General features: G+C 68.9%; 10 protein-coding genes, 2 tRNA genes and 2 pseudogenes. 10 read left to right on the plus strand and 4 right to left on the minus strand.

All coding sequences use genetic code 11. The features are described from left to right. Nucleotides 1–23 precede the first annotated feature (23 nt). The 3 genes from ACFQE0_RS15215 to ACFQE0_RS15225 all read left to right on the plus strand — a co-directional run bounded on the left by ACFQE0_RS15215 (nucleotide 24) and on the right by ACFQE0_RS15225 (nucleotide 2,631). On the plus strand, nucleotides 24–647 hold the full coding sequence (locus ACFQE0_RS15215; protein ID WP_378971069.1) for a sigma-70 family RNA polymerase sigma factor: 624 nt from the start codon (nucleotides 24–26) through the stop codon (nucleotides 645–647). Nucleotides 648–980: 333 nt separating this feature from the next. Further along, entirely contained in the window at nucleotides 981–1,352 is a 372-nt protein-coding gene (locus ACFQE0_RS15220) for a hypothetical protein (RefSeq protein ID WP_378971071.1), read from the plus strand. A 115-nt stretch (nucleotides 1,353–1,467) separates the two neighbouring features. After that, nucleotides 1,468–2,631 carry an MFS transporter gene (locus ACFQE0_RS15225; RefSeq protein ID WP_378971072.1) on the plus strand — a complete coding sequence of 388 codons (1,164 nt, stop codon included), beginning with the start codon at nucleotides 1,468–1,470 and terminating at the stop codon, nucleotides 2,629–2,631. Between the two features lie 27 nt (nucleotides 2,632–2,658). Here the strand turns inward: ACFQE0_RS15225 and ACFQE0_RS15230 are convergent, their stop codons facing one another. Further along, on the minus strand, nucleotides 2,659–4,845 hold the full coding sequence (locus tag ACFQE0_RS15230) for a caspase family protein (protein WP_378971074.1): 2,187 nt from the start codon (nucleotides 4,843–4,845) through the stop codon (nucleotides 2,659–2,661). A gap of 204 nt (nucleotides 4,846–5,049) precedes the next feature. Then, a tRNA-Ser gene (locus ACFQE0_RS15235) sits at nucleotides 5,050–5,139 on the minus strand. A 178-nt stretch (nucleotides 5,140–5,317) separates the two neighbouring features. Here ACFQE0_RS15235 and ACFQE0_RS15240 point away from each other — a divergent pair. Beyond that, nucleotides 5,318–5,394: transfer RNA gene (locus ACFQE0_RS15240), tRNA-Arg, on the plus strand. A 354-nt stretch (nucleotides 5,395–5,748) separates the two neighbouring features. On the opposite strand, the gene ACFQE0_RS15245 is transcribed toward ACFQE0_RS15240, so the two are convergent. Then, nucleotides 5,749–6,609, minus strand: coding sequence for an SDR family NAD(P)-dependent oxidoreductase (locus ACFQE0_RS15245; protein WP_378971076.1), 861 nt, complete (start codon nucleotides 6,607–6,609; stop codon nucleotides 5,749–5,751). 152 nt (nucleotides 6,610–6,761) lie between these two features. Between ACFQE0_RS15245 and soxR the strand changes: the two genes are divergently transcribed. Further along, complete coding sequence (soxR, locus tag ACFQE0_RS15250; protein ID WP_378971078.1) at nucleotides 6,762–7,298, plus strand: redox-sensitive transcriptional activator SoxR; 537 nt, start codon at nucleotides 6,762–6,764, stop codon at nucleotides 7,296–7,298. Between the two features lie 396 nt (nucleotides 7,299–7,694). Here the strand turns inward: soxR and ACFQE0_RS15255 are convergent. Further along, a pseudogene (locus tag ACFQE0_RS15255) lies at nucleotides 7,695–8,042 on the minus strand (hypothetical protein); the annotation flags it as partial. Between the two features lie 48 nt (nucleotides 8,043–8,090). On the opposite strand from ACFQE0_RS15255, the pseudogene ACFQE0_RS15260 reads away from it, so the two are divergent. The 5 genes and pseudogenes from ACFQE0_RS15260 to ACFQE0_RS15280 all read left to right on the plus strand — a co-directional run bounded on the left by ACFQE0_RS15260 (nucleotide 8,091) and on the right by ACFQE0_RS15280 (nucleotide 14,662). After that, nucleotides 8,091–9,366 (plus strand): annotated as a pseudogene (locus ACFQE0_RS15260) (amidohydrolase/deacetylase family metallohydrolase). A 10-nt stretch (nucleotides 9,367–9,376) separates the two neighbouring features. Next, complete coding sequence (locus ACFQE0_RS15265) at nucleotides 9,377–10,246, plus strand: alpha/beta hydrolase (RefSeq protein ID WP_378971080.1); 870 nt, start codon at nucleotides 9,377–9,379, stop codon at nucleotides 10,244–10,246. Continuing rightward, complete coding sequence (locus ACFQE0_RS15270; RefSeq protein ID WP_378971082.1) at nucleotides 10,243–12,597, plus strand: xanthine dehydrogenase family protein molybdopterin-binding subunit; 2,355 nt, start codon at nucleotides 10,243–10,245, stop codon at nucleotides 12,595–12,597. Before ACFQE0_RS15265 ends, ACFQE0_RS15270 begins: the two co-directional genes overlap by 4 nt. After that, a complete protein-coding gene (locus tag ACFQE0_RS15275) occupies nucleotides 12,594–13,466 on the plus strand; it encodes an FAD binding domain-containing protein (RefSeq protein ID WP_378971084.1) in 873 nt (290 codons plus the stop codon). The genes ACFQE0_RS15270 and ACFQE0_RS15275 overlap by 4 nt, the downstream gene beginning before the upstream one ends. Then, nucleotides 13,463–14,662, plus strand: coding sequence for a xanthine dehydrogenase family Fe-S subunit (locus ACFQE0_RS15280; protein WP_378971086.1), 1,200 nt, complete (start codon nucleotides 13,463–13,465; stop codon nucleotides 14,660–14,662). The genes ACFQE0_RS15275 and ACFQE0_RS15280 overlap by 4 nt, the downstream gene beginning before the upstream one ends. Nucleotides 14,663–14,701: the final 39 nt, after the last annotated feature.

A 14,701-nucleotide genomic window follows, 5' to 3' on the forward strand; every position in this document is an offset into this window, starting at 1 on the left:
AAGCGACCGAGGAACCGTCCGACGTGACGGCGTTCGTCTTTGCCGAACTGGGACAGCGGCTCCGGGAGTACTACCCCGAGGCCGCTCCGATCGAATCGGAATCGCGGCTCGGAAAGGTTCTGTCCCGGCTGACGCAGATCCTCGGCGCGACGGAGGCGAACGGTGCAGCGGCGGCCTTCAGCCAGGAACTCATCGGCATTGTGCCCCGGCTTCGCCGCTACGCAACCTCCCTGACCCGCGACGCAGTCGAGGCGGACGACCTCGTCCAGATGACGCTTCTCAAAGCATGGGAATTCCGTGATCGGTTCGAGCCGGGCAGCAACCTCGTCGCGTGGCTGTTCACAATTCTGCGCAACGGCCACATCAACGGGCGCCGGAAGTACTGGCGGGAGGTTGCGGATCCGGATGGTGCCCATGCGGGGACGCTCGCCGAACCGGCTGCACAGGAACACAAGGTGGAGCTTCAAGACCTGCAACAGGCCTTGGGCCGCCTCGACCAACCCCATCGCGAGGCCTTGACCCTTATTGCAGTGGAAGGCCTCACCTACGAGGCGGCAGCGGCCATCCTCGGCTGCCCGCCGGGTACGGTGAAGAGCCGCGTCAGCCGCGCGAGGGATCGACTGTCCCAAGAACTTGGCGTCGTGTGATTTCTCACGCAGGGGCGCAGTTTTGAGCGAAAATCCGCCTATACTGGTAGATCGATCTCAGGCGGATACTCGCGATACACCCAACTAGGTCTCATAGTCGCGGAAATGCTTTGCGGCATGACAGTTTTTCCAGAGGTTATGCCGGGACCAATGCCTCATCGGGATTCCGGCATGGCCGCGTGGCCGGGTGTGCCTCTGCTCCGGGTGTGCATCCGGCCCGTTGCCCCTTCCGCCGCGAGGCAGATCCGAATGGGTACTTTCCCGGCCGGATCCGTTGCGCGCAATCGGCATTACCAACCTGGCCGCTTCGATGCGGCCTGAATCGAGGAGATCATGAAGACCATTCGGCTTGCGGCTCTGGCGCCGCTCCTGCTCATCGCGACCGGCGCTGCGGAGGCGGCTCCCGGTGCCGACCGCTTCGACGGCTCGTGGTCGGTTATCGCGAAGGGGAATGGAACGTCCTGCACCGGGCCGTACAATTACCCGATCGTGATCCGCAATGGCCAAGTGGACGACGCAGGCGACAACGATGTCGACGCGACCGGACGCGCCACCCCGGACGGTGGCATCAGCGGCACGATCCGCCAGGGTCTTGCCACCGTCACGGTGAGCGGACGCCTGAAGGGTAAAACCGGCAGCGGGCAGTGGACCCTGTCCGGCATCACCACATGCAACGGACGCTGGACCGCCCGCCGGATCGGTTGAGGTCAGGCGCCTTGCGGGATCGGCCGGGGGGTTCTAGCCCGGTCGGGCCGGTGATCCGGCCCGTGGATCCAACATGCAAGCCTCCGACGCCCCCATACTGGAACCGCAACGCCGCGTGCCGAGCACACTCGGCAACGCCGCGCTCGGCCTCACTCAGATCATCCTTTGGGGCGGCTCATTCTTCCTGACGGCCGTCATCGTCGGGCCGGTGGTTGAGGCGACCGGCTGGCCCCAGGGCCTCGTGATCGGCTCGCTTTCCCTGGCAATTCTGATCTCCGGGCTGCTCTCGCCCTGGATCGGAACGCAGATTCGCCGATTCGGCGGTCGCCCGGTTCTGGTGGCCGGGACGTTGGTGATGGCGCTTGGCCTGGTGCTGATGGCGATGGCCGGCAATTTGGCCCTCTTTCTCGCCGCCTGGGCGGTGATGGGCCTGGGCATGGCGGGCGCCCTCTACGATCCGCTCTTCGCAGCAATCGGCCAGGCCTATGGCGCCTCCGCGCGCAGTGCCATGACGCAGATCGCCATCGCCTCGGGCTTCGCGATCACTCTTTGCTGGCCGGCATCAACCTTCCTCGTGGCTCATATCGGCTGGCGCGGCACCTGCCTCGCCTACGCGGCGCTCGCGGCCTTCGTGGTGGCGCCGATCTTCGCCCTTGCTCTCCCAGCCGGGCGGGCAGCGGTTCCGGCACGGGTCGCGATGCCGAAGCCTGGCGTGAAAGCGCCGCGCCTGCCGGGGGAGGGGATCCTCGCCATGACCTTCACCACCGCCGCCATCCTCATGGCAGCGGTCGCGGTCGAGTTGCTGCTCCTGCTGCAATCCCACGGCATTCCGACCGCCTCGGCCGTGGCCCTCAGCGCTCTCATCGGCCCTTCGCAAGTCGGTGCGCGCGTGCTCGAACTCGCCTTCGGGCAGCGGGCGCATCCGATTCACCTGCTGCTGATCTCGGCTGGAAGCGTGGCGCTGGGCCTGATCCTGCTCGTTCTCGCGCCCTCTCTCGCGTGGCTCGCGATCCTGCTCTACGGCGCGGGTAACGGCATGCGCACCGTCGTCCGGGGAACGCTCCCGCTCGCGCTCTACGGACAAGCCGAGTACGCGGCGGTGATCGGGCGCCTTGCCCGTCCGCCCCTGCTGGGGCAGGCCGCGACGCCGCTCGCCTGCGGCTATGCCATGGAATGGTTCGGTATCGACGTGCTGGCGGGAATCCTGGTCGCGGTCGCCCTCCTCAACCTCGGCCTGTCCCTCGCCGTCGCCCGGCAGGTCGCCCGCCAGGGCCGGTGAACGACCCTGGCGCATGATGGCGGGAACTCAGCGGCAGGGATGGCCCGGCGGGCAATGATGCCCGCCGCCGCCCTGCTGCGGGGGCGGTGCGGCGGCGCGAGGCGGAGCATGCGGCGGCGGTGCCGCCTGCGGCCGGGCCATCATCTGAGGGCGAGGCATCATTTGCGGATGGGGCATCATTTGCGGATGGGGCATAGCGGGCGGTCGCTGCGGCGCCTGAAATTGACGCGCGGCCACGGCCTGTTGCCGCCGTTGCATCGCCTGCTGCTGATGCTGCGCCTGGGCGAAGGCACGCTGCTGGGCCGCGAACGCCGCCCGCTGGCCGGGCGGCGGACCAGACGGTGCGCGACGCTCCATCAAGTCCTGCCGTAGGGGCCGGGCAGCCTGCTGGCGTGTGACTGGGGCAGGCGATGGTGGCCGAGCCTCGGCCGGGCGGACAGGCCGTCCCATCATGGGCGCGGCGGTCGTGTTGCCGGGCGGAACAGCCATCCGAGAGGAAGCGGCGGGCAGGGCGTTACCATTCGCGCCGGGCAGGGCGCGGCCGCCCGGGACTTGTCCTGGCGCGGTGGGAAGCCCCGGCTGAGTCGCTGCGGTGAGAGGCACGGCCTGGCTCGCCCCCTGACGCGCCATCCCGCCCGCTGCGGAAGGTGGAGCGGCCAGCGCGGCGCGCTGCTGGAGAGCGGCGGGCAGGGCGACACGCGCTGCCGCCGCACCGAGCGCGGCACCGGCGACCGCACCAGCTCCGACCGCCGCACCCGAGGGCGGGGCCTGCACGATCGTGTTCTGGCGGTTGATCTGCTCGATCACGGTCGTGTTGTGGATGTTCTGGAAGATCACATTGTTCGGCGGTGGCGCCACATAGGCGGGAGCCGACACGTAGGTCGGCACAGCCACGATGGGGGGCGTCGGCAGGGCGTAGACGCCATAGACCGGCGGCGGGGGCGCCAGCGCAACGAGATAGGCTGGCGGCGGGGGAAGGAAGACCAGCGCGGGCGGCGGCGGCGGCGGCAGGGCGAAGACCGGGTCATCGAGATAGATGACGGGCCGGTCGACATAGACGACCTCTTCCGGTGGCGGCGGGGGCACATCGTAGACGAGGGCCACGTAGCGCGGCGGCGGCTCCATCGCAGCGGCGAGCGAAGAGAGACGGCGCCGCGCATCCCAAGCATGTGGTCCGCGCGGATAACGGGAGAGATAGGACCAGTAGGCGTCGGGCGTGCCGACGAGCCATGTCCGCCGCCAGACGATCGCCTCGCGACGGGCGGCGATGAGCGCACGGACCCGGCGGGCGAGGAGGTCGTTCGGATAATCCGAGACGAATTGCTGGTAGTGGGTGAGGTCGTCACGCTCCAGGCAGACCGCGTAGGCATCTTGGGCGCCGAGATCGCGCAGGGGCCGCTCCCGGAGTGCGGCCACCCGTTCGCGCCCCAGGGCCGGAGCATCGGGGGCACGGTCGAAGAAGAGAAAGCTCGTGGCGGTGCGGTCGGCATCCCAAGGCACCTCGGCTCCCTTCGTGGCGGCATCGACCCGCAGGCGCACCCGGTCGAACAGGGGCCCCGGCTGAAGCCCGCCCTCGCGGATCATCTCCACGAGGGCTTGGGCGTAGGCACCGTAGGGGCCCTTCTCGACAGGCCCGATCGTGCCGGGCGCGGCGTTGAACGCGATCAGGCTGCCCGGCTCGGCCTCGGTCAGAGCCAGGCCACCCGCCAAAGGCTTATCCGCGACGACGAACGGGGAACGCCGGGCGCCATCGAGCACGAAGAAGCGCGCCTTCAGGGGTAGGGCGGCGAGGCTCTTGGTGTAGTCCGAGATTCGGAGGGCGCGCAGGGAAACATCGGCCGCACTGCTTACGCGCAGATCGACAGGCGCGAAGTAGTTCTCGCCTTCAAGCTGCAAGCCGAACCCTGCAAGGTAGACGAACGTCACCGCGTCGGGTCCGGCCGCCGACGCCTTGTCGATGAAGTCGCGCAGCGATTTACGCAAGGCGTCCTCGTCCAGATCGCGGGCACCGATCACATCGAACCCGGCGGCCTGCAAAGTCTGCGCAACCAGCCCGGCATCGTTGGCGGCCGTGGCGAGGGGGCTCGCCTGATACGCCGAATTGCCGATGACGAGCGCCAAGCGCTTCTCGGCGGCACTGGCGGGGCCAATGAAACAGGCCGCGACAAGAAACATGGCGGCGGCCAGGGTGAGGAAAGCGGTGATGGGACGCATCGCGTGATACCGTGGCGATCGACGGGGCACTCTGCGGGCAGGCCCCCTTGTGAGGGCTGCATCAGCCTGATCGATTGCGGCACAGGTTCGACCCCTGCGCGGCATCACGCGGGTGTGGCGGTCACGTTCTCGTGCAGGAGACGGCCATGCGCCTGCACCGCGAGCCGAAATCACATTTCAGGGCAGGGTCTCGACACGTAGACCTGGCGGAAGGGGTGAGATTCGAACTCACGGTGGAGTTGCCCCCACGGCGGTTTTCAAGACCGCTGCCTTAAACCACTCGGCCACCCTTCCTGGTGCAGGCCCGCTGATCTACGGCGCCGCCCGAAGCCACGTCAACCGTCCGATCGGGGCGATGAAAATCAGGCTGAACGGAGTCGCGAAGGAATTTGCAAACGGCGCTTGCCAAGGTCGGCGCGCTCGACTAGAAGCACGCCAACCCCGGCGCGCACTAGTCGCTGCCGCGGTTCAGGCGCCCGTAGCTCAGCTGGATAGAGCACCAGACTACGAATCTGGGGGTCAGAGGTTCGAATCCTTTCGGGCGCGCCATTCCTACTCACTATAATCATTGAAATTGGACCGTTGTAGATCAACGGTTCGGCCCATCATCTTGGATGGTGGTCAATGATTGCTGCCGCCAATCTTCAGCTCTTGCTCTGGCGCTTCTAGAGCCGCCGCTTCGACCGTCGCCGAGTCACTCGTGCAGCGGGCGCGCCGTCATTTGTTGGGTAAACTGCCCGAGGATGTGGCCTTGCCGCTAGAAGCCTCCTCCATCTTGCACGAACCAACTGGTGAAGCTGTTCAGCCGTAGGTTCGATCAGCACGATCGCCCCCTCGGCTCATTCATAAACGTAGACGGTCCGCAGCGCGCGGATGCCGGTGCGCTAATCCTTCAGCGACGGGTTATCGGCCGGCCTGCGTAAGGGGCTGAGCGCCAGCTGGCCGATGGACCGCACGATCGAAGCTCGAACGCGCGGCCGCGGAATGCCCCATCACAAGCATCGGAAGGGCAATCGTTGTCGGCCAGCCAGCCAGTCGATTACCAAGGGAGTTCGCCCTGATCGTTCGCGAAGCTGCCCGTAGGGCCGTCTTCCCCGAGCAACGCATAGCGGATCGCGACCACCGCCGCTTGGTCCGGCGTCCGCGTGCCCGCGAAGTTCGTCGCTTCTGTTGCCGTGTAGCCAGGGCAAATCGAGTTGACCTTGATTCCTCGGTCCTGGGCTGCCGGGCGTAGCTCAAGGTCAGGGAGTTCAAAGCCGCTTTCGATGCTTGGTAAATCGGCATGGGGAAGTCAGCGAAGGCCCAGTTCGGGTTCGCCCGCAGGCCGAAAGAGGCCAGTTCCGACGAGACGTTGACGATGCGGCCGCGCCCTGACGCCGAGAGCAGGGGCGCCATCGCGTCGGTCAGCAGCAGCGGACCCAGAACGTTGACCGACATGGTACGCCTCAGTCGATCGGCGGCGGTGAGCATCGGGTCGTGATCGACGCCGATGCCGGCATTGTTCACCAGGGCATCGAGATAGCCGTAGCCCTGTTGGATCATTTCGGCGAGGCGAGACACGCTGGCAGTCGAAGTCGTGTCCAGTTCGACCGGCCTGACCTGAAGTCCCTCCGCCCGCAGGGCGTTGCAGGCGGCCTCGCCCTTGCCGATGTCGCGGCATCCGAGCAGCACCTGCGCGCCCTGCCGGGCGAGGCCCGTGGCGATGGCGAGGCCGATGCCGCGGTTGGCGCCGCTGACCAGGGCGAGGATGGGTTTCGTGCTCATGTCGTCGTCCGCTCCGTCAAAACCGGAGGCGCGCTCACCCGTGATTCAGGAAACACGTCGACCCCGGAGGTACCCCGGCCGCACGGCTCGGAGGACTTGCGCAGGCAAGTCGACAGCCCTTATGAAACCTCAAGCTTACTTGAGGTCAAGCGATGTCCGCATCGGCGGTGAGGCGCACCGCGCTGCCCGAGTTCCTCACGGTCGGCGAGGTCGCGCGTCGCAGCGGTGTCGCGGTCTCGACACTGCATTTTTACGAGGCGAAGGGGCTGATCGGCGCGACGCGCAGCGGCGGCAATCAGCGGCGCTTCTCGCGAGATGTGCTGCGCCGGGTGGCCATCATCCGGGTGGCACAGGGTTTCGGGGTGTCGCTCGCTGAGATCGCGGAGCTCCTTAAGCCGATCCCGCCGGGCAAGCGGCCCACGGCGGCAGAGATCCGTGCGATGGTCACCGGCTGGCGGGCCATGCTCCAAGAGCGCATCGATGGGCTGACCCTTCTGCGGGACAGCCTCGACGGGTGTATCGGCTGCGGCTGCCTCTCTCAAACGGAATGCCCACTACGCAACCCGCTGGATCGAGCTCGGAAGCAAGGGTCACGGACCTGTAATTCTGCAGCGCCCCAACCGTTCGTGAAATCGACGCGGAGGGGGTCCTATCAAGTGATGTTCGTCGTAGGCGAATGCCGGGTTTGACGATGGAAAGCCAACAGGCAGCAATCCACGCAACTCAACCTCTCGGCGCCCCCGGACAACCGGCTAGACCTGGGCCGAACCTGCCAATCTGCTTCGATGCACGGCCGCTGGGACAGCAGATAGGTTTTCGCCCCGCTCGCCTCGAACGCGTCTCACTCGATGAGGGTCGGTCCTCGCCGATGTTCGTGTCCAATGATGACGCGTCGCAGGAGCGTGGTCGAGCTGATCCTGTTCGGCAGGCGTCAGCGCCTCGACCGTCATCGCGTGCGCCTGCCGCGCTTCAGGCTCCATGGCGGCATGGAGGGCCTCGCCTTCTGAGGTCAGCCGACAGATCTGAGCGCGGCGATCCAGGGGCGATGTTGCGCGGCTGACGAGGCCACGGGCCGCCAGCCGCTTGAGGGCACCGGTCGTCGTCGTTCGGTCGAGGGCAACCGCGCTCGCGAGCGTCGTCTGATCTGCCTCGCCGACGTCACGCAGCATAGAGAGCAGACTGTACTGCAACGGGGTGACGCCAAAGGCGGCACATCGCTCAGCAAAAAGGCTGACGTGGATCTGGTGCATCCGGCGCGCGAGGAAACCCGGGCGGTCGGCCAGTGGCCAATGCCGCGAGCCGACCGGCTCCCCCGTGGTCGTCTCCTCACTGGCGAGGCCAGCTCGCAGACCCTCATTCATCATCCCCCTCCGCAGATCGGTTCCAGCCTTGGCACGCTCCATGCAGTGCCAATTACGAAGCATGCTTCGCATCTGGCAAAAACGGGGCCTGCACGGGCTGGCCGGGATCACGAGGTCGAGATGGACAACCGCCGTTACGATCTGGTTCTGCGCGGTGGGCGGGTGATCTGCCCCGCCTCCGGTATCGATGGCATCCGCGACGTCGCGGTGCAGGACGGGCGCATCGCCGCCGTGGAGGAGACCATCCTCCCCTCGGCCGCGGCCGAGGTGATCGACGTTTCGGGTAAGCTCGTCCTGCCCGGCATGATCGACACGCACGCGCATGTCTATCAGTACGTCACCGGCCGCTTCGGCCTGAACCCCGACATGGTCGGCGTCCGCTCGGGCGTCACCACGGTGGTGGATCAGGGCGGCCCGTCATGCATGACCCTGCCGGGCTTCCGCCACTTCATCGCCGAGCAGTCGCAGACGCAGGTGCTCGCCTTCCTGTCGGCCTATCTCGTCGGCGGCCTCGAAGGCCATTTCTACCCGAACCTCTACAGCCCGGACGGCGTCGATATCGACGCGACGGTGAAGTCGGCGACCGAGAACCGCGACCTCGTGCGCGGCATCAAGGGCCACGCCGAGATCGGCGGCTTCGCCCGCTGGGGCATCAAGGTCATGGAGATGGCCGCCGAGATCAGCCGCCGCGCCGACCTGCCGCTCTACGTGCATTTCGGCCAGGCTCTGGGGCCTCCCGGAATCCGGCGCCAATGGTGAGGATGCCGACACCATCGTCGAGCGGGTGATCCCCCTGCTGCGGCCTGGCGACGTGCTGGCCCACCCCTTCACCCGCCATCCGGGCGGCTTCATCAACGAGCAGGGCGAGGTGCACCACATCATCCGCCGGGCGATGGACGCGGGGCTGAAGGTCGATGTCGGCCACGGCAGCCACTTCTCCTACCGCGTGGCCCGGGCTTCCCTTCCGGCGGGCGTGATCCCCTACACCCTCGGCGCCGACATGCATGGCTACAACACCGAGGTGCCCCAGCCCGCCGGGACCCCGGACGAGCACCACGACGATGAGAACCATCCCTTCCTCGGCCAAGCCCGCTTCAGCCTGACTCAGGCGATGAAGCCGATGATGGCGCTCGGCATTCCGCTGGAGGAAGTGGTGCCGATGGTGACGTCCCACCCGGCCGAGATGCTGCGCATGAGCGACCGGATCGGCGCCCTCACGGTCGGCTACGCGGCCGACGTTTCGGTGCTGCACGACGACCGGGGTCGCTTCCTGCTGAGGGACAACGAGGACACGCGAGTGATCGCCGACCGCCTGCTGCGCCCGGCCTTCTGCCTCCGCGCGGGGCGGCGCTTCGAAGCGGACTCGCCGATCCTGCCCCAGGCGATCGCGGCCTGAGGAGGTGCGGGTGCCCCCCTTCGTCCTCGATGACCCGACACCGCGGGATCCGCGCCGCCGCTGGGACAGCCTGGACTCGGCGGCCCGTGACGCCTGCTACGACAACAACGCCGCCGTGCCCGACAGCGCGGCCCGGGTCGCTGCCCGAAACGCCGCCTCCGCGACCTACCGCGCGGCGCATCCGGCCGGGCTCGATATCTCCTACGCCGCGGGGGACCGCACGGCCTTCGATCTCTACCCCGCGGCAGATCCCAAGGCCCCGTGCCTCGTCTTCGTCCATGGCGGCTACTGGCAGCGTAACGCCAGGGCGGATTTCGCATGCTTCGCGGAAGGGCTGAACGCAGCCGGTTGGGCGGTGGCGATGCCCGGCTACACCCTGGCACCCGAGGCGAGCCTCGCCGCCATCGTCGCCGAGATCGGGGCCGCCCTCGATTGGCTCCGCGCGGATGGCGCGGCTCACGGGATCGTCGGGCCGCTCGTCCTTTCCGGCTGGTCGGCCGGAGCGCAGCTCGCAGCGCTCCACCTTGGACATCCCGCCGTGACGGCGGTTCTGGCGATCTCCGGCGTCTACGACCTCGCGCCGATCCGCGAGACCTACCTGAACGACAAGCTTGGGCTGACCGACGACGAGATCGAGACCCTGTCGCCCCTCCGGCTTCCCGTGACGGCCAAGCCGATGACGCTGGCCTATGGCAGCCGGGAACTTCCCGCCCTCGTTCACGATGCCCGCAACCTTCACGCCCTGCGGGCCGCCGCCCATGCGCCGGGCTCCCTGCTGCCGGTGCCGGGCGCCGACCATTTCTCGATCCTCGACGAGTTCCGTCGCCCCGACGGCATCCTGGTCCGTGCCGCACAGGATCTTCTCGGAGGCGCCCGATGAGCCGCGAGGGTGTGGGGGCTCCGCTGCCCCGTAAGGAGGACGAGCGCCTGATGCGGGGGCGCGGTCAGTATGTCGGCGACATCCGCCTGCCGGGGATGCAGGACGTCGCCTTCGTACGCAGCCCGCTCGCCCATGCCCGCATCCGCGCCATCCACGTGCCGGAGGCTTTTCGCGATCGGGTCTTCACCGCCGCCGACCTCGACGGCGTATCGCCGATCCGCGCCGTATCCGGCCTGCCCGGCTTCAAGGTCTCCGAGCAGCCGGTGCTGGCCACCGGAAAGGTCCGGCAAGTTGGTGAATTGGTGGCGCTCTGCGTCGCCCCGACCCGCGCCGAGGCCGAGGATATCGCGGCCTCCGTGGTGCTTGACCTGGAAGAACTCCCCGCCATCCACGACATGCTGGCCGCCCGCGAGCCCGGCTCCGCCCTCGTCCATGATCATTGGGGCGACAACGTCTTTCTGGAAACGCTGGTCGATGTCGGCATCGAGAGCGCCCTCGACGCGCCGATCAAGGTCAGCCGCACCATCTCGACCGGGCGCCAATGCATGGCGCCGATCGAGGGACGCGGCACCGTGGTGCAGCTCGATCACCGCCTCGACCAACTCGTCGTCCATACCGCGAGCCAGATGCCGCACATCGTGCGCAACGGCCTCTCGGAATGTCTTGGGATCGAACAGGGGCGCATCCGCATCGTCTCGCCGGATGTCGGCGGCGGGTTCGGCTACAAGGCGATCCTCCTCGCCGAGGACGTGGCGCTCTGCTGGCTCGCGCTCCGCTGCGGCCATCCGGTGCGCTGGCTGGAGGATCGGCGCGAGCATCTGACCGCCAACGCCAATTGCCGCGAGCACCATTACCGCATCACCGCCTATGCCGAGCGGGACGGGACGCTGCGCGGCATCGATTGCGAGGCCACCGTCGATTCCGGCGCCTATTCGGCCTACCCGTTCTCGGCCTGCCTGGAGGCGGCGCAAGTCGCGAGCATCCTGCCCGGTCCCTACGACTTCCCGGCCTATCGCTGCCGGACGTGGTCGGTGGCGACCAACAAGTGCCCGATCCTGCCCTATCGCGGCGTCGCTCGCACCGGCGTCTGCTTCGCCCTGGAACTGGTGCTCGACGCCGTTGCCCGCGCGGCGGGGGTCGCCCCCGAGACCGTGCGCGAGAAGAACCTCGTGCGCCGCGAGCAGATGCCGTTCGAGAACATCACGAAGAAGCACTTCGACAGCGGCGATTACCCGGAGGCCCTGGCCCGCGCCTTGAAGGCCATCGATGTCGAGGCAGTGCGCGCTCGCCAGATTGCGGGAGAGTCGGACGGTCGCCGGATCGGCCTCGGCCTTGCGATCTACTGCGAGCAGGCCGCCCACGGTACCTCGGTCTATTCAGGCTGGGGCATCCCGATGGTGCCCGGCCACGAGCAGGCCAGCGCCCGCCTGACCCCGGATGGCGGGTTGGAACTGCGGATCGGCGCCCATTCCCACGGCCAAGGCCTGGAGACGACTCTCGCCCAGGTCGCCCACGAGATCCTGGGCGTTCCGGTGGCGCGCACCCGCCTCGTCCACGGAGACACGGCGATGACGCCCTATTCTACCGGATCCTGGGGCTCGCGGGTGATGGTGATGGCGGGCGGCGCGGTCGCGACCGCCTGTGAGGAACTGCGCGACCGGGCTCTCCGGATCGGCGCCCACCTGCTCCAGGCGCGGCCCGAGGAGTGCCGCTTCGAGGGCGGCCACGTCGTCGGCCCCTCCGGCGACGTCTCGCTCGAGGCGATCGCCCGCACGTGGTACCGGCGCCCGCAGGATCTCGCGCCCGATACCGATCCCGGCGGCCTCGAAGTCACCGCCGGCTACAAGCCGGTGCGCGATTCCGGGACCTTCTCCTACGCGGCCCACGCGGCCGTGGTGGCGGTCGATCCCGATCTCGGGGCGGTCGAGATCCTCAATTATGTCATCGTCGAAGATGGCGGCACGCTGGTGAACCCCCTCGTGGTGGACGGCCAGATCCATGGGGGCCTCGCGCAGGGGATCGGCACGGCGCTGTTCGAAGAGATGCGGTTCGACTCCCGCGGCCAGCCGCTGGCTTCGACCTTCGCCGATTATCTCCTGCCCGGCGCCGCCGATGTGCCGATGGCGCGCATCGATCACATGGAGACGCCTTCGCCCTACACGCGCTTCGGCCAGAAGGGCATCGGCGAGGGTGGCGCCATCGCGCCCCCGGCGGCGCTCGCCAATGCCATAAACGATGCGCTGGCTCCGCTCGGCGTCGAGCTGCTGCACTCCCCCATCACCCCCCGGCGGATCGTAGAGGCGGTGCTCTCCGCCGGAACCCCCGCCGTGACCGCGCGGGAGGCTGCATGAAGCCCGCCCTCTTCGCCTGGGAGCGCCCCGGCAGCCTACCCGCGCTCCTCGCACGCCTCGCCGACACCCCCGGCAGCGTGAAGCTGATCGCGGGCGGCCAATCCCTCGGGCCGATGCTGAACCTGCGCCTCGTCGAGCCCGATCTCATCCTCGACATGACCGGCGTGCCGGAATTGCGGGAGGCGCGGGTCGAGGGAGATACGCTCGTGCTCGGCGCCTGCGTGACCCACGCCGATATCGAGGACGGGCGCGTACCCGACCTCACCGGCGGCGCGCTGCGCCGCGTCGCCGCCGCGATCGCCTACCGTCCGGTGCGCAACCGGGGGACGATCGGCGGCAGTCTCGTCCACGCCGATCCGGCCGCTGACTGGGTGAGCGCCCTGACGGCGCTGGGCGCCGAGGTGGAGATCGCGGGGCGGACCGGACGCCGCACCCTGCCGGTGGAGCGTTTCATCACCGGAGCCCTCTCGGTGGCCCTCGGCGCGGACGAAATCCTCGTCGCCGTGCGCATTCCGGCGCTGCCGCCGGGCGCGGCCTGGGGCTACGTCAAGCATTGCGCGAAGATCGGCGAGTTCGCCCACGCCATCGGGGCCGTGCGCCTCGAACCCGGCGTGGGCCGGGGCCGGGCGGTGATCGGCGCGGTCGAAGGGCCGCCCGTGCTCATCGCTGATGCCCGCCCGCTCTTCGGCGGCCGCATCGGCCCCGACTTCGCCGCGCGCTTCGATCCGCACGCGGCGGATGCAGCCCTGCGGGAAGCCGGCATGGCCGACGCGGTCGAACGCCACATTCACGTGACGGTGCTGGCTCGCGCGGTGGCTGCGGCGGCCGAGCCAGATCCCCGATCCAAGCCCCTTTCGGAGGCCGCATGAGCGCCGCCCTGGCCGCACTCGCGCCCACGCGCATGGACCTCGCTCTAACGGTCAATGGCCGCTCCGTGCGTCTGGCGGCCGAGCCGCGCAGCCATCTCGGCGATGTGCTCCGCGAGGAGTTGAATCTCACCGGCACGCATCTCGGGTGTGAGCACGGCGTCTGCGGCGCCTGCACCGTGCTCCTCGACGGCGAACCGGCCCGTGCCTGCCTCACCTTCGCGGGCGCCTGCGCGGGCGCCGCCATCACCACGATCGAAGGCTTCGATACGGACGAGATCGCGAGCGAGCTGCGCGCCGCCTTCAACCGCGAGCACGCGCTCCAGTGCGGCTACTGCACGCCCGGGATGCTGGTGTCCGCCCGCGATCTGGTCCTACGGTTGCCCGAAGCCGACGAGCGGCGCATCCGGGTCGGCCTATCGGGCAATCTCTGCCGCTGCACGGGCTATGCCGGGATCGTCCGGGCCGTGATGGCAGTGATCGCGGAACGGCGCGCGCGCGGCATTCCCCCCGAGACCGGAGCCGGGCGGGCCCTTGGGCCGGTCGGCGCCGGGATCGGCGGGGAGAGCGTGGTGTCCCTTCCGCTTCCCGCGAGTCCGGCCGCCCCGGTCGCCCCCGCTGCGGTGGCCGACCTTGCCGCCTCATTCACTCCGGCCCACAGTTTCACGCAGATCCTCGATCTCGCCCATTCCCCGGAGGCGGTGTTCGCCCTCCTCGGCGACATCGAGGCGGTCGCCGCCTGCTTGCCGGGCGCTGTGCTCACCGCGCGTCCCACCCCCGACACGGTCGAGGGCGGCCTGCAGGTGCGGATCGGGCCGATCAGCGCGACGTTCCGGGGCCGCGCCCGCATCGAGCGGGACGAGGCGGGGCAGATCGGCGCCGTCCACGGCGCCGGCAGCGATGCGGGCGGCCGCTCGGCTACCGAGGGCCGGATCCGCTACCGGGTCGAACCGGGACCGGCCCCCGGCACGGCCCGGATCGCCCTGGAGGTCGGCTACACCCTGACCGGGCCGCTCGCGCAGTTCGGCCGCCCCGGCCTCGTGCGCGACCTCGCCGGTCGCATCGCGGCGGATTTCTCCCGCAACCTCGATGCCCGCCTCTCGGGTGCCGCCGCCCCGGCGCCCACCGGCCTGAACTCGTTCCGCCTGCTCCTCGGCCTCGCCCGCACAAGCCTCGCGGCGTGGTTCGGCCGCTCCTGATCGCCCCTCGCGCCATCGCTCACACCACCGGAGACACGA

Origin of the sequence: Methylobacterium komagatae (genome assembly GCF_042661665.1) — a bacterium.
In the GTDB taxonomy this organism is placed as follows: domain Bacteria; phylum Pseudomonadota; class Alphaproteobacteria; order Rhizobiales; family Beijerinckiaceae; genus Methylobacterium; species Methylobacterium komagatae.

Excerpts from the sequence above, each read along its gene's own strand:
- ACFQE0_RS15220 (WP_378971071.1), top strand. The coding sequence starts at position 981 with ATGAAGACCATTCGGCTTGCGGCTCTGGCGCCGCTCCTGCTCATCGCG.
- ACFQE0_RS15230 (WP_378971074.1), bottom strand. The coding sequence starts at position 4,845 with ATGCGTCCCATCACCGCTTTCCTCACCCTGGCCGCCGCCATGTTTCTT.
- ACFQE0_RS15245 (WP_378971076.1), bottom strand. The coding sequence starts at position 6,609 with ATGAGCACGAAACCCATCCTCGCCCTGGTCAGCGGCGCCAACCGCGGC.
- soxR (WP_378971078.1), top strand. The coding sequence starts at position 6,762 with ATGTCCGCATCGGCGGTGAGGCGCACCGCGCTGCCCGAGTTCCTCACG.
- ACFQE0_RS15270 (WP_378971082.1), top strand. The coding sequence starts at position 10,243 with ATGAGCCGCGAGGGTGTGGGGGCTCCGCTGCCCCGTAAGGAGGACGAG.
- ACFQE0_RS15275 (WP_378971084.1), top strand. The coding sequence starts at position 12,594 with ATGAAGCCCGCCCTCTTCGCCTGGGAGCGCCCCGGCAGCCTACCCGCG.
- ACFQE0_RS15280 (WP_378971086.1), top strand. The coding sequence starts at position 13,463 with ATGAGCGCCGCCCTGGCCGCACTCGCGCCCACGCGCATGGACCTCGCT.